This is a genomic window from Propioniciclava sp. MC1595 (genome assembly GCF_017569205.1).
Classification (GTDB): domain Bacteria; phylum Actinomycetota; class Actinomycetes; order Propionibacteriales; family Propionibacteriaceae; genus Propioniciclava.
Window position 1 is genome coordinate 1428466 of sequence record NZ_CP071870.1, and the last position, 12922, is coordinate 1441387.

At 67.3% G+C, this 12922-nt stretch carries 11 protein-coding genes, 1 tRNA gene and 3 pseudogenes; 9 read left to right on the forward strand and 6 right to left on the reverse strand.

Going from position 1 to position 12922, the window contains the following annotated elements:
- The first annotated feature begins 11 nt into the window (after positions 1–11).
- The 3 genes from J4N02_RS06750 (at position 12) to J4N02_RS06760 (ending at position 1559) form a co-directional block, all read left to right on the forward strand.
- On the forward strand, positions 12–869 hold the full coding sequence (locus J4N02_RS06750) for a sigma-70 family RNA polymerase sigma factor (protein WP_188333170.1): 858 nt from the start codon (positions 12–14) through the stop codon (positions 867–869).
- A gap of 19 nt (positions 870–888) precedes the next feature.
- Positions 889–1395, forward strand: a complete 507-nt coding sequence (locus tag J4N02_RS06755; protein ID WP_188333169.1) for a hypothetical protein — start codon at positions 889–891, stop codon at positions 1393–1395.
- An 88-nt stretch (positions 1396–1483) separates the two neighbouring features.
- Positions 1484–1559 (forward strand) — tRNA-Asn (locus tag J4N02_RS06760).
- Positions 1560–1732: 173 nt separating this feature from the next.
- On the opposite strand, the gene J4N02_RS06765 is transcribed toward J4N02_RS06760, so the two are convergent.
- The 3 genes from J4N02_RS06765 to J4N02_RS17165 form a co-directional block, all read right to left on the reverse strand.
- Positions 1733–2839 carry a tyrosine-type recombinase/integrase gene (locus J4N02_RS06765; protein WP_188333168.1) on the reverse strand — a complete coding sequence of 369 codons (1107 nt, stop codon included), beginning with the start codon at positions 2837–2839 and terminating at the stop codon, positions 1733–1735.
- 203 nt (positions 2840–3042) lie between these two features.
- Entirely contained in the window at positions 3043–3222 is a 180-nt protein-coding gene (locus J4N02_RS06770; protein WP_188333167.1) for a helix-turn-helix domain-containing protein, read from the reverse strand.
- 139 nt (positions 3223–3361) lie between these two features.
- Positions 3362–3706, reverse strand: a complete 345-nt coding sequence (locus J4N02_RS17165) for an ATP-binding protein (protein WP_312846688.1) — start codon at positions 3704–3706, stop codon at positions 3362–3364.
- Between J4N02_RS17165 and J4N02_RS06780 the strand changes: the two are divergent.
- Positions 3665–4330 (forward strand): annotated as a pseudogene (locus J4N02_RS06780) (transposase); the annotation flags it as partial. The gene J4N02_RS17165 and the pseudogene J4N02_RS06780 overlap by 42 nt on opposite strands.
- Positions 4331–4372: 42 nt before the next feature.
- On the opposite strand, the gene J4N02_RS06785 reads toward J4N02_RS06780, so the two are convergent.
- Positions 4373–5668, reverse strand: coding sequence for an IS256 family transposase (locus tag J4N02_RS06785; RefSeq protein WP_243760790.1), 1296 nt, complete (start codon positions 5666–5668; stop codon positions 4373–4375).
- A 144-nt stretch (positions 5669–5812) separates the two neighbouring features.
- Here J4N02_RS06785 and J4N02_RS06790 point away from each other — a divergent pair.
- From J4N02_RS06790 to J4N02_RS06800, 3 genes and pseudogenes are all read left to right on the forward strand, one after another.
- A pseudogene (locus J4N02_RS06790) lies at positions 5813–6445 on the forward strand (IS256 family transposase); the annotation flags it as partial.
- Between the two features lie 168 nt (positions 6446–6613).
- Positions 6614–6976, forward strand: a complete 363-nt coding sequence (locus J4N02_RS06795; RefSeq protein ID WP_131173182.1) for a hypothetical protein — start codon at positions 6614–6616, stop codon at positions 6974–6976.
- Positions 6967–8058 carry an integrase core domain-containing protein gene (locus tag J4N02_RS06800; protein WP_182818314.1) on the forward strand — a complete coding sequence of 364 codons (1092 nt, stop codon included), beginning with the start codon at positions 6967–6969 and terminating at the stop codon, positions 8056–8058. Before J4N02_RS06795 ends, J4N02_RS06800 begins: the two co-directional genes overlap by 10 nt.
- Before the next feature lie 442 nt (positions 8059–8500).
- Here J4N02_RS06800 and J4N02_RS06805 read toward each other — a convergent pair whose 3' ends face one another.
- The gene (locus tag J4N02_RS06805) at positions 8501–8995 is read right to left on the reverse strand and encodes a GNAT family N-acetyltransferase (protein WP_188334833.1); all 495 of its coding nucleotides are present in this window, start codon (positions 8993–8995) and stop codon (positions 8501–8503) included.
- Positions 8996–9250: 255 nt separating this feature from the next.
- On the opposite strand from J4N02_RS06805, the gene J4N02_RS06810 reads away from it, so the two are divergent.
- Entirely contained in the window at positions 9251–9970 is a 720-nt protein-coding gene (locus J4N02_RS06810) for a hypothetical protein (protein ID WP_188334832.1), read from the forward strand.
- A gap of 53 nt (positions 9971–10023) precedes the next feature.
- On the opposite strand, the gene J4N02_RS06815 is transcribed toward J4N02_RS06810, so the two are convergent.
- A complete protein-coding gene (locus J4N02_RS06815; protein WP_188334851.1) occupies positions 10024–11313 on the reverse strand; it encodes an IS256 family transposase in 1290 nt (429 codons plus the stop codon).
- Between the two features lie 439 nt (positions 11314–11752).
- Here J4N02_RS06815 and J4N02_RS06820 point away from each other — a divergent pair.
- Positions 11753–12904, forward strand: a pseudogene (locus J4N02_RS06820) (IS3 family transposase).
- Positions 12905–12922 lie beyond the last annotated feature (18 nt).

Genomic DNA, 12922 nt, shown 5'->3' on the forward strand with positions numbered 1-12922 from the left:
GGCTCGGGTGCATGCCAGACAGCACCCCCACCGTCGTCGCCGACCTCGACACCCCGCCCACCCACGCCACCGAGAACGACCGCCTGCTGCGCCTCATCGAGGCCGGGACGATCGCCGAGGCCGCCCTCCGCGGCTGGTTCACCGGGTCACGCGCAGCGACCACCGCCGAGCTCGACACCCTCGCCGCGGACGGCCGGCGCGCCCGGGCGCAGTTCGCCGAACTGAACGCGCCGCTGGTCACCTGGGTGGCGCGGCCCATCGCCCGGTCCACCGGCCACGACCTGGACGAGCTGGTCCAGGAGGGGGCGATCGGACTCCTGGAGGCGATCGACCGCTTCGACCCCACCCGGTCGCGGTTCGCGACCTATGCCGTCCCGCGCATCCGCATGCGGGTGTGGGACGCGGCGGTCACCTCGCTCGGCAGCCTCGGGATGTCCCCGCGGCGGGCCCGCGAGTGGCGGCGAGCCCGCGCCGCCTCGGCCCGGCTCACCATGACGCTGGCGCGGCGACCACTCGCCGAGGAGGTCGCCGGCGAGCTGGGGGAGAGCGTCTCGGTGGTCCGGACGCTGCTTGCCTTCGCGCCGCCCGTCACCCTCGCCCCGGACGCCGCGGGCTGGCGCCTGCTGGCCGCCGAGGCCGAGCCCGAGGCGTCCGACGGGGTGGACCGAGCCGCCGTGAGACGGCTGTTGCGGCGGCTCGTCGACACGGACCGGTGGATCGTCAGCCAGCTCTACGGTCTGGACGGGCCCGCCCGGTCGCACGCCGAGGTGGCCGGTGACCTGGGTTGCAGCCCGTCGACGGTCCGGCGGCGGGAGCGACAGGCGCTGGAACTGCTCCGGGCGGGCACGGACGACCTGCTGGCCGCGTGAGCCGGGCACAATGGGGGCCGTGAAGCTCTTCTCGCGCAATGCCCTGCCCGACGACCTGGCGGCCAAGGTGTCCGGGTTCCTGGGCCAGCGACCCCGCGTCCTGGCCTGGGGCCGCACCGAGGACGGAGGCCTCGTCGGCCTCCGCGACCGGCTGCTCCGGGTGTTCGGGGACGAGGTGGTCGAGCTCGGCTGGCACGACATCCTGCGCGGAGGGTGGGACGGCGAGAACCAGTCCATGCGCTGGGTGCAGATGTCGACCGGGGAGACGACCCGTGTCGAGCTGGTCGAGCCGGGGTCCTTCCCCGAGGTGTTCAAGGAGCGCGTCGAGGCGACCTTCCTGTTCCAGACGGCGATCCACCCCAAGCCCGGCAAGACCATCACCATCAGCGCGCGACGCAACCTGATGGACGAGGGAGCCCGCGTGCTGTGGACCGCCCACCCCGCCCCCGGGGTGAAGATGGACGAGGAGACAGTCGCGTTCACCGAGGCCGAGCTGGGGCGACTGCGCGCGGAGTACGACTTCTGAGGCTGCTGGCGCGCCGGGCGTCCGAGGGAGATGGGCCAACTTTGCGTTCATCTGCCCGGCTGGTAGTGTTCCTTCTCGCGCACAGCGGTCCCCTGTAGCTCAATTGGCAGAGCATCTGACTGTTAATCAGAGGGTTACTGGTTCGAGTCCAGTCGGGGGAGCCAACACTCCTAGTCACGGCCCTGTTGATCGTTCCGAATGGCTGGCTGAAACCGCCAGATTACCCAGTTTGTTACCCAGTAACGATTTTCGGCGACATCTAGAACCTTCTTGGGGACACCCGTGGACACCCGCCGCACGGGGCGATCCCGAGCCCTCAGCCGGACTCGACTCCCGGTCACAACACGGCCGCCAGATCCGACTTGTCACCTTCCAGGTCGCGTCCGAGGTAGACGCTCATGGTCATGGTCGGGTCGGCGTGCCCGAGCTGGTCGGCGATGGACGCCAGTGGGATGCCGGCCTCGTGGAGCAGGGTGGCAACCGTGCGACGGAAGGTGTGGGGGATCGCCCAGGGGAAGCCTGCGTCGTCGAGGACCTGGCGGACCCAGTGGGCGAGATTGGTGGCGTCGATCGCCACGTTGGACCCTGGGTAGGCGAGTTGGCCGTCGGACAGTTCCACCTCGAGAGGGCGGCCCATCGAGAACACGTAGGGAGTGTTGTACTCCCAGGTCGCCATGAAGCGGCGACGGCGGAGCAGCCGATCGGCGAGCCAGTCGGGCAGGTTGTTCATCCGGTCCGACCCAGTGGTCTTGGTGCCTCGGACTCGCACCCGTTGCTTGGTGAGGTCCACATCGTCCCACGTAACCATTCGAGCCTCGCCGATGCGGCATCCGGTGCCGGCCATGAACGCCATCAGGTCGGCGGTGAGCTGCCACTTGCGAATGGAGCGTGGGTTGGTCGCCTGTTCCACCTTGCGATCTGCCACGTGGAGGACCGTGTCCCGTTCGGCACGGGTGAAGGCGCGACTGCGGTCGCGCCCTGTGTCCGTGGGAGTCGCCGAAGCAACGGCCCCGATCGCGTGGGCGACGTTCACCTTGATCACCCCCCGGCGTAGGCACAGTTTCAGGATGCTCGCCAGTACCGTCCGGCAAGTCTTGGCAGTCGTTGTGCCCTTGCGATCGGCGATCCCCTGCAGGAACAGAATCAGGCGCTGGGGGTCGTTGACCTGAGCGATCGTGCGTCCGCGCAACGGTGACCCTGGCGCATCGATGTACCGTTCGTAGGTCCCTCTGTAGAGGCGCAGCGTCTGCTGGGACAACCCCCCGCGCGATGCGCGGGCCTCAGGGCGCTTGATCCACTCAAGCCAAGCAGCCCCCGCCTCCGTGAATGGAGATGTTGAGGTGAGCATGTCCTCGCCGTCGGCGGAGTCTTGGATCACCAGTTCCTTGAGGGCTTCCTGCACTGCTGTGATCGCTGCCCGTTGGGTCTTGGCCCAGCGGGTCACCTCTCGTAGGCGCCCGTCTAGGGTGCGCTGGTAGCACCGGGCCCGCCATACGGTTGCCTGGCGACGGTTCTCCACCCGCGATCGCTTTCCATTCGAGTCGATGCGGTAAGGGAAGGCCTCGATCGGGGAGTGCTCGCCCGGCTCCATGCGTGGCCGTGGCATGACTCACACGTCCCTGGTGCGCTGGTTCGCCATGACATCCCTCAAACTGGGTTGACCGCGCACATCAGACGGTCCACCTCCTGGGGTTCGACGCGGATGAGCCGGGGGCCGTAACGGAAGGCGGGCAGCCGACCGCTGGCGACCCACCGGCGCAGGGTCTTGACGGTGATGCCGGTCCGCTCGGCGGCTTGGGCGAGGGTCTCATAGGTCTTGGGGTACATGGATGTCTCCTCTCGGTACCCCACAAGTGGTGTGGCAGCGCTTGGCGGACATCGCATTGTTTGACGGGAGGGGTGTCGACAACGCTCGAATATGAGGCCGATCCGACGCTCGAAAACGAGGCCACCGGTTCGTCGAGTCCTAGTCTGCCGCGTCTTGGGTTCTGATGCTGGGCAGGGTGTCGATCCCGCGGTTGCGTAGCCGGTAGCTGGCGCCCTTCAGGGTGAGGACGTCGGCGTGGTGGACGACCCTGTCGATCATCGCGGCGGCGACGGCCTGGTCGCCGAATACGCCGCCCCAGCCGCTGAAGGGAGCAATGATCAGAACCTGTGGATGGTCTTCGGCGGGGTGACGTGAAGGAGCGCACCTCCCCGTGGATGATCTGAAGTCCGAGTAGCTCTGATCAGGACCGGCGTTGACGCGCTGGTTCGGGAAGGTACGCCCATGCTTACGGTAGTCCACGACGAGAACGAGTCCAACGAGCACGCCCCGGCCGCGGTGGGTGGGTCGATGCTGGACGAGTTGGCCCGGGAGGGTGCCCGGCGGATGCTGGCTGCGGCGTTGCAGGCTGAGGTCGCCGCCTACATCGAGCAGTGCGCCGACGAGCTCGACGCCGACGGCCGGCGGCTGGTGGTCCGCAACGGCTACCACCAGCCGCGGGAGGTGGCCACTGCCGCGGGTGCGGTACCGGTCCGGGCGCCGCGGGTCAACGACAAGCGCGTCGATGAGGCCACGGGTGAGCGGCGGCGGTTCTCGTCGGCGATCCTGCCGGCGTGGGCGCGGAAGTCGCCGCAGGTGGCCGACGTGCTGCCCTTGTTGTACCTGCACGGGTTGTCCAGCGGGGACTTCGTGGCCGCCCTGGAGCAGTTCTGCGGGTCGGCGGCGGGGTTGTCGGCGGCGACGATCACCCGGCTCACCCGGCAGTGGCAAGACGAGGCCCGCGCGTTCCACGACCGGTCGCTGGCGGGGGTCGATTATGTGTACCTGTGGGTGGACGGCATCCACCTGAAGGTGCGGCTGGAGGCCGATAAGGTGTGCCTGCTGGTGATGATCGGGGTCCGTGCCGATGGCAGCAAGGAACTCGTCGCGCTCGCCGACGGGTACCGCGAGGAGCCTGTCAAGTTGTCTGTGTGTGAGTGGGTCGGTTCACTTTCAGTTGATGTGGTTGTCGAGTCGGTCGGGGAAGGCGATGAGGAGGGCGCCGAGGGCAGCCTTCCAGCCTTGGGTGGTGGCGCCTTCTACGAGGTAGCCCGGTGCGGTGCGGGGCTCTCCCTTGGGTTTGCCGGCCTCCTTGGCTCGGGCGCGGGCCCGCTTGTCCTCGATGTCGCGGATCGCCAGCCACAACAGCTTGACCACGGAGTCGTCGTTGGGGAAATGGCCGCGGTTCTTGATGATCTTGCGTAGCTGGTAATTCAGCGACTCGATCGCATTCGTCGTGTAGATGATCCGTCTCACTTCGGGTGGGAATTCCAGGAACGGGATGAAGCGTTCCCACGCGTTCTCCCATGTCGCGACGGTCGCGGGATACTTCTTGCCCAAATCACTGGCAGCGAACTCGAGCAGGGCGGTCTCGGCGGCCTCCACGGTCGGTGCGGTGTAGACCGGCCGCAGCGCCGCGGCGACCCGCCTGCGGTCGGTGTAGGACACGAACCGCATCGACGCGCGGATCAGGTGCACCGTGCACGTCTGCACGATCGCGCGCGGCCAGGTGGCTTCGATGGCCTCGGGGAACCCGGTCAGCCCATCGCAACACACGATCAGGGTGTCGGTGATGCCGCGGTTACGGAGCTCGGCCAGCACGCCGGCCCAGAACTTCGCGCCCTCGCTGGTCTGAACCCAGATCCCGAGTACGTGTTTCACTCCGTCCAGGTCGATACCGACCGCGATGTGGGCGGCCTTGTTGCGGACCTGGTGGCTGTCGCGGACCTTGACCACCAGCGCGTCGAGGTAGATGACCGGATAGACCGGGTCCAACGGCCGGGACTGCCACGCCTTGACCTCGTCGAGGACCGCGTCGGTGATCTTGCTGATCGTCTCGTGCGACAGCTCGGTGCCGATCGTGCGCGCGAGGTGGGCCTGGATGTCACGGATCGTCATCCCGCCCGCGTACAGGCTGATGATCATGTCAGCCAGCCCGCCGACCTGCCGTTCGCCCTTGGGCACCAGCCGGGGCTCGAAGGTCGAGTGCCGGTCCCGCGGAATGTCCAACGGTATCGACCCGACCTCGGAATGCACCGTCTTCGGGGTCGTCCCATTCCGGGAATTCGGCAACACCCGACCCGCCGGGTCGCCTTTCCGGTAACCCAGATGCGAGGTCAACTCGGCGCCCAACCCACGCTCGAGAACGGCCTTGATCATTTCCGGGATGAAACCGCCATCCCCGGTCAGCTGCAGGTCGCCGTCGTCGATCCGGCCCATCAAGTCGTCCAGCAGGCCGGCGTCCAACATGTCCTGGATCGCCTCCCGCGCCGACGGGCGAGCACCCTCCAGCGGCCCGAACGGCCCCGACACAGTCTCGTCGTTCGTCGTCATCGTCACAGTCTCTACTCCCTTGAGTCAGGGACCCCTCCCACACAGACCATCTGACACCCCCACCGCGAGTCGGCTGAGTCGTGGGCCGACCTGCTGCGGGACTGCAAGCGCCGCGGCATGCAGGCCCCGGTCCTGGCGGTCGGGGACGGCGCGCTGGGCTTCTGGAAGGCGCTCCATGACGTGTTCCCCCAGACACGGGAGCAGCGGTGTTGGTTCCACAAGCTCGGCAACGTGCTGGCCGCCCTGCCGAAGTCGGCCCACCCCGCCGCGAAGAAGGCGCTCGCCGAGATCTATGCCGCCGAGGATGTCGACCATGCCCGGGCCGCCGCCAAGGCGTTCGCCGCCGAGTACGGCGTCAAGTGGCCCAAAGCCGCCGCGAAGATCACCGACGACCTCGACGTGCTGCTCGCGTTCTTCGAGTTCCCCGCCGAGCACTGGGTCCACCTGCGGACGACCAATCCGATCGAGTCGACGTTCGCGACCCTTCGGCTCCGACAGCGGGTCACCAAGGGACCCGGGTCCCGGGCGGCGGGGATCGCGATGGCGTTCAAGCTGCTCGAGTCGGCCCAGGCCCGCTGGCGAGCGGTGAACGCTCCCCATCTGGTCGCCCTCGTCCGCGCCGGCGCCCGCTTCAAGAAGGGCAGACTCGTCGAACGACCCGCCGAATCAGCAACCGACGAGCAAGCCGCCTGACACGCCCATCCACAGGTCTTGACGATTCCTCGAGCCACCGCAGCAGGGTTCCGTCGACGCCACCGCTTCATCACCACCGCACGTGTCTTGCGTCAGGGATCGTGTCGCATTTCGGGGTTTGAATCAGACCACACTGTGGGGGTCTGGCTGACCCGAGAGTGAGTGTCGATGTCCTCGACGAACAAGGATGCCGGGGCGAGCCCGGCGAGCCCTACGCGGCGCGCGAAGAAGTTGTTGGCGCCGTCGGTGAAGTACGAGATCTTCCTCCAGCTCGTGCGTGGCGAGACGACCATCAACGCCGCCGCGGAGGCGGCGGGGGTGGACCGTTCGACGATCATGAAGCTCCGCCAGGTCGCCAAGGAGGGCGCGATGGCGGCCTTGTCGGCGTCGAAACCCGGGGTGGGCAAGACCCCCCGGGATGTCGAGTTGGAGGCCGCGAACGCCGAGGTCGCCCGGCTGTCGGAGGCGGTGAAGGAGTTGGCGGTCAAGCTCACCTTGCTGGAGGGAAAAGGGGGCTCCGGATGGCGGTGACCGAGCCTGTTCCGGTGCGTGTCGACGCCGTCGGCAAGGCCGGCCTCCTCGGTCTGGTGGACCACGCGGTCGGCGAGGGCTGGAGCTTGCAGGCCGTGTGCGAGGTGCTCAAGATCAGCCGGCGGCGGGTCGAACGCTGGCAGGCCCGGCGCACGGACCTGGCCGACCGGAAGCCCGGCGGGGTCGCAGTCAACGGTCTCCTCGACGATGAGGTTCAGCAGATTCTGGCGGTGTTCAACGAGTGGGGCGAACGGGACCGCTCCCACCGGCGGCTGGCGCATCGGGGCTCGTATGTGGGCCGGTTCTGGGCATCACCGTCCACCGTGCGCAGGGTGTTGATCGAGTCTGACAAGCACTTTCGTCCGCTGCCGCGGCCGGTCCGTGGGGAACGCAAGCCGTTCCCGGACTGGGCGTCCTACAAGCCGAATTCCCTATGGATCTACGACACGACCCACTTCACCCGCTGCGGGGCGAAGGTGCTGATCATCGAGGACCTCGTGTCGCGGAAGTGGCTCACCCACCTGGTATCCAGCGAGGAGACCACCACCCAAGTGCAGGCCGCGTTCACCACGGCCCTGGAATCCGAGGGCCTGCTGAAGGAAGCCCTGGCTCGGGCGGCGACCGGCCGGGTCGACCCCGACGCCGACGACGGCCTCACCCCGCTACTGCTGGCGGTATCGGACAACGGGTCGCAGATGATCGCCACCGGCACCCGCCGGTTCATGGCCCTGGTCGCGATCGCGCAACACTTCGGCCGGCCCTCCACCCCGACCGATCAGGCGTGGATCGAGTCGTTGAACGGCACCCTGAAGGCCGAATGGCCGCACCTGCTGGCGATCACCGACCCGGCCGTCCTGCGGGCCGAGCTCGACCGCATCCAGATCGAGTACAACACCGTCCGCCTGCACTCCAGCATCGGCTACGTGACCCCCGACGATGAACACCAAGGCAGGGGCGAGGCCATCCGCGCCGCCCGCCGCAAGGGCCTGCACGACGCCCACCAGCGTCGTCTTGCTCACCACCGCCAACAGCGGAACAATCAGATCCACAACCACCGTCCAGACCCGCCAGGGGTGGACTGATCAAAGCCGCGAAATGCGACATTTGAGCTGAAACAGGTCACACGCACCGACCGCCCCACCAGCTCGGCCACCTCAACATCACTCGCAGGGCCGTCCAAGAGGGCAAGCTCGTCGGGGGTCCACCTCTGGCGACTCACAGCAACACCCGCCGGACGAACAGACGCACTGCACAGCGGACCACGGTCGGCTCCTCGGAATTGGGGGCGTCAGCCAGAAGAGACACCAACAGGGTAGGCCCATCAACGAGAACGCCGCGCGAGACTGGGTGCGAGCCAACACTGACCGTCAGTCGCTCATCGCGGCATGACCGGATGTATCTGATGACCGAAGCGGACAGTTCAACACCTGCTCGGGCGGGCCTCCCTCGGGGCGGCTCCCAGGCCACGGGAGCAAGGCGCAGTCCGAGTGGCCCACCGCGTGGAGCGCCACTCGGACCTCGCTGTCAGCGTTGCTGGAACCCTGCCCGGGTGTAGAGCGCGAGAGCCGCTGGGGAAGTGCCCTCGCCGACGCGCAGCGAGAGGGTGGCATCCTCGGCCCGCGCGCAGGCGTGCACCGCGTCGTCGAGCAGGGCTCGGCCGACGCCCATGCCTCGTACGTCGGGATGCACGAAAAGGTCGATGATGAAGGGCCCGTGCAACTGGGGGTCCCAAATCGACTTACCTACCACCAGGATCGCACCGACGGGTCGGTCCTCGAAGGTGGCGACCCGGGTGAGATCGTGGCGCAGTGCGCCGAACTCTCCAGTGAAGGTGTCGTCCATCTCCTGCCGGGCGTCGTTCAGGCTGGTGGCCGCGACACCTGGCGGGTATGCCGCGAGATAGGCGGTGGCGAGGGCGTCGCGATCAGAGGTCTGGATGCCTCGGAGCTCGACGGCGTCGATGTTGGCGGGAGTGGTTGTGCGACGGGTAAGTGAGAGGGTCATCAGGTCAGAGGGCATGGTTGTTCCGTTCGTGTCGATGGGCGTTGGTGATCTGTCCTCAGGAGCGGAACATGAGCCCATAGTAGGCACGGGTGACGAGCTTCACGGAGAAATCAGCTGTCGAAGATCTGGGTGCCGCACGGAGCATTTTGCCCGCCGAACTTGGGAACACCACTCGCAGCGGCATGAGAGTGAGTGCGCGAAGCGTGCCGATAGAGGGCCAGACCAGGGCGCCGGCCGCGCTCAGGCCCTGCGGATAATCAATATGTGTCAGTGGTCCCTGCCATCATGCTGGGCATGGGAACTCCAACATGGGCCGACCAACTCGTCGCTTGGTCCGCGCTGTTCTCGGCCCTACTGACGCTTGGCCTATTGGTCTTCGCGGTGTTCGCTTGGCGAACGGCACACAGCACGTTGGAGGAGTCGCGCAAAGCCAGTCTCGCAGCGCAGAGGGCGGCGGAAGCCGCGGAGGCGGCCAACGAACAGCTACGGCGCGATAGCGTCGAGCAGACGAGGCCGTATGTGTTCGCCGAGGTTATCCCAGGGCTGGCCGGTGTGACATCGTGGGATCTCCGAATCACCAACGCCGGCAAGACGTCCGCCCGTGAGTTGACGTTGACTCCGTCGAAGTGGTCAGACCGCGAAGACACGGTGACGCAGTCGTTACGGGAACTGCTGGAAACGCCACGCACGCTTCCACCCGGATGCTCAATCCGCGCCCTGTGGCGGATCGGTCCTCCTGAGCCGGGCCACCACACCGACGGACCCCACGAGATGGGCATGGACGAGCGCGGGCAAGTCCGGGTCGAGTACCGAAGCGACGACCCGCAGCATGCGCCTTACGTAGATGTCTTTGACGTGAATACTCATGGTGCTGGGCTGTGGCCCGTCCCCGAGGCAGGTCCAACGCCAGACGGCCTCAACGGGGATTTGCGCAAGTTCTACAGGCTGGGTCAGACACTCGTTCGCCGAGTCGGCGAACTGGGCCGTTGATCTGGTAGCCGACAGTAGGCACGAGGAATAGTCAAGACCTGTGGATGGGCGTGTCACGCGACGTGTTGATCGCCTCCTGATTCGTGGGTCGGTTCGTCGGGTCGTTCGACGAGGATGCCTTTGTCGAAGGTCGCGCCGGCACGGACCAGAGCGACGAGATGGGGCGCGTTGACTGCTCGCCACCTGGCTTGTGCGGACTGGATGAGCTTGAATGCCATCGCGATCCCCGCGGCCCGGGAGCCGGGCCCCTTGGTGACGCGCTGACGTAGCCGTACGGTAGCGAAGGTGGACTCGATCGGGTTCGTCGTGCGCAGGTGGACCCAGTGCTCGGCCGGGTAGTCGTAGAAGGCCAGAAGCACGTCAAGGTCGTCGCTGATCTTGGCGGTGGCCTTGGGCCACTTGACCCCGTAGTCGGCGACGAACACTTTGGCAGCCTTCTGGGCGTGCTCTTTGTCCTGGGCGTTCCAGATCTCGGCCAGGGCGGTCTTCGCGCCGCGCTGGACCGACTTCGGCAACGCATTGAGGACGTTGGCGATCTTGTGGAACCAGCAGCGTTGCTCCACGGTCTCAGGGAAGACCTCCCGCAGGGCGGCCCAGAACCCGAGCGCGCCGTCGCCGACCGCGAGCACCGGCGCCCGCATGCCACGCCGCTTGGCCGAGCGGAGCAGGTCCAGCCAGGACTCGGTGGACTCCCGGTGCCCGTCGTCGAGGGCGATCAGCTCCTTGGTGCCGTCCGCGCGGACGCCGATCATGACCAGCAGGCACACCTTATCCTGCTCGAGGCGAACCTTGAGGTGGATCCCGTCGACCCACACGTACACGTAGTCGGTGCCGGCCAGGGAGCGGGTGTTGAACGCGGCCGCCTCGTCCTGCCAGTCCTTGGTCAACCGCGTGATCGTCGCCGGCGAGAGGCCCTGCGCCGAGCCCAGGAACTGGGTCAGCGCCGGACCGAAGTCCAAGGAGGACAAACCGTGCAGGTACAGCAGCGGCAACACCTCCGCAACCTTCGGCGACTTCCTCGCCCACGCCGGCAGGATCGCCGAAGCGAACCGCCTACGTTCTCCGGTGGCCTCATCGATGCGCTTGTCGTTGACCCGCGGGGCTCGCACCGGCACCCGGCCCGCCGCGGTCAGGACCTCGCGTTCGTTGTGGTGACCGTTGCGCACCACCAAGCGCCGACCGGCATCGTCAAGCTGGTCGGCAGCGGAGTCGATGTAGGCGGCGACCTCGGCCCGCAGCGCAACCGCGAGCATCTGACGGGCCGCGTCGCGGACCAGCCCGTCCAACAGCGACGCACCGCCTGGCTCGTTGGACTCCTCAGCGTTGTGAACTACTTTGAGCATGGGCGTACCTTCCCGAGCCGGCGCGCCAACGCCGACCCTGATCAGAACTTGCATGGGCTTCGATCTTGCTCGGGAGGTACGCCCGTTTCACGTCACCTCGCCGAGAGCCATCCACAGGTTCTGATCATTGCTCCTGACTAAGCGACTGACGGGGAGTATGCGGGCGGACGCGCCACGAGCGTCGTGCAGCGGCATATCCGGATTTTCAGCGCGGAGCCCGGTACCGTGCCGGGTATGGGCAGGGAAACCAGCGACGAATTCTACGTCCGTGACCTGTGCGACCGGGCCCTGGGAGAGAATGGCCTGCGTCAGCAACCGATTCGACTGGCTTCGCGGCGATCCAGGGGAGAGCGGTCTGGGCTGACCCCGTTTCGTAGGTCCGGTCGTTATGCGAGTCGTCCTGTTGCCCGCGGTGGCGGGCAGGGAGACTGGTCAGATCATGACGAACAGTAGGAAGCGTCACACTCCGGAGCAGGTCGTCCGTAAGCTCGGGCAGGCCGACAGGATGCTCACCGATGGTCAGGATGTCGCGGCGGTGTGCCGGGAGCTGGGGGTGTCCGAGCAGACGTACTACCGGTGGCGGAACCAGTACGGCGGCCTCAAGGCCGACGACGCAAAGCGCCTGAAGGAGTTGGAGAAGCAGAACGCGACCCTGAAGCGTCTGCTCGCGGAAGCGGAGCTGGAGAAGGCCGCGCTCAAGGAGCTGGCTGAGGGAAACTTCTAAGCCCGGACAGGCGCCGCGCCGCCGTCGATCACCTCAAGCGCAAGTTGCGGGTGAGCGAACGGATGGCGTGCCGTCTGGTCGGGCTCTCCCGCTCCGCGTACCGGCGACCGCTCAAGGGCGACACGGTCACGGACCCGGATCGGGCGCTGCGGGAGTGGCTGCGCGCCTGGGCGAAGGACCATCCCCGCTACGGGTATCGGCGGGCGTATCACGACGCCCGCGCGGAGGGGTGGGTGGTGAACCACAAGAAGGTCCAACGCCTGTGGCGTGACGAGGGGCTCCGGGTCCCGCAGCGGCGTCGACGCAAGCGCGTCGGGTCCTCGACCGTCGACGCGCCGACGGCGGACGCGCCGAACGTGGTGTGGGCGGTGGACTTCCAGTTCGACGCCGACGAGCACGGACGATTGATCAAGATCTGCTCGATCGTCGACGAGCACACCCGGGAGTGCATCGGCGGCCTCGTGGAGCGCTCGATTACCGCGGACCGGCTCACCGCCCACCTCGAGGACCTCGTCGCCGCCCGGGGCGCCCCGGCGGTGCTCAGGTCGGACAACGGGCCGGAGTTCATCAGCGAGGCGATGGCCGACTGGGTCGGCACCCGCACCGGCCTGTCCTACATCCGTGCGGGCTCGCCGTGGCGCAACGGGTACGTCGAGTCGTTCAACAGCCGGATCCGCGACGAGTGCCTCAACATCAACAGCTTCTACTCGCTGCTGCACGCACAGGGTCATCATCGGCGACTGGAAGGACGAGTACAACCATCACCGCCGGCACTCCTCGCTCGGCTACCTAACCCCAGCCGAGTACGTTCGGCAGTGCACCCATCAGATGGAAACCGACGACTCACAGAACGTCCGGACCGAATGACGGGGGCGGCCCAGGTCG

What these genes read in the sequence shown, in the direction of transcription:
- J4N02_RS06800 (WP_182818314.1), top strand. Translation starts at nt 6,967, where the DNA reads ATGGCGGTGACCGAGCCTGTTCCGGTGCGTGTCGACGCCGTCGGCAAG.
- J4N02_RS06795 (WP_131173182.1), top strand. Translation starts at nt 6,614, where the DNA reads ATGTCCTCGACGAACAAGGATGCCGGGGCGAGCCCGGCGAGCCCTACG.
- J4N02_RS06815 (WP_188334851.1), bottom strand. Translation starts at nt 11,313, where the DNA reads ATGCTCAAAGTAGTTCACAACGCTGAGGAGTCCAACGAGCCAGGCGGT.
- J4N02_RS06785 (WP_243760790.1), bottom strand. Translation starts at nt 5,668, where the DNA reads ATGTTGGACGCCGGCCTGCTGGACGACTTGATGGGCCGGATCGACGAC.
- J4N02_RS06805 (WP_188334833.1), bottom strand. Translation starts at nt 8,995, where the DNA reads ATGCCCTCTGACCTGATGACCCTCTCACTTACCCGTCGCACAACCACT.
- J4N02_RS06770 (WP_188333167.1), bottom strand. Translation starts at nt 3,222, where the DNA reads ATGTACCCCAAGACCTATGAGACCCTCGCCCAAGCCGCCGAGCGGACC.
- J4N02_RS06750 (WP_188333170.1), top strand. Translation starts at nt 12, where the DNA reads ATGCCAGACAGCACCCCCACCGTCGTCGCCGACCTCGACACCCCGCCC.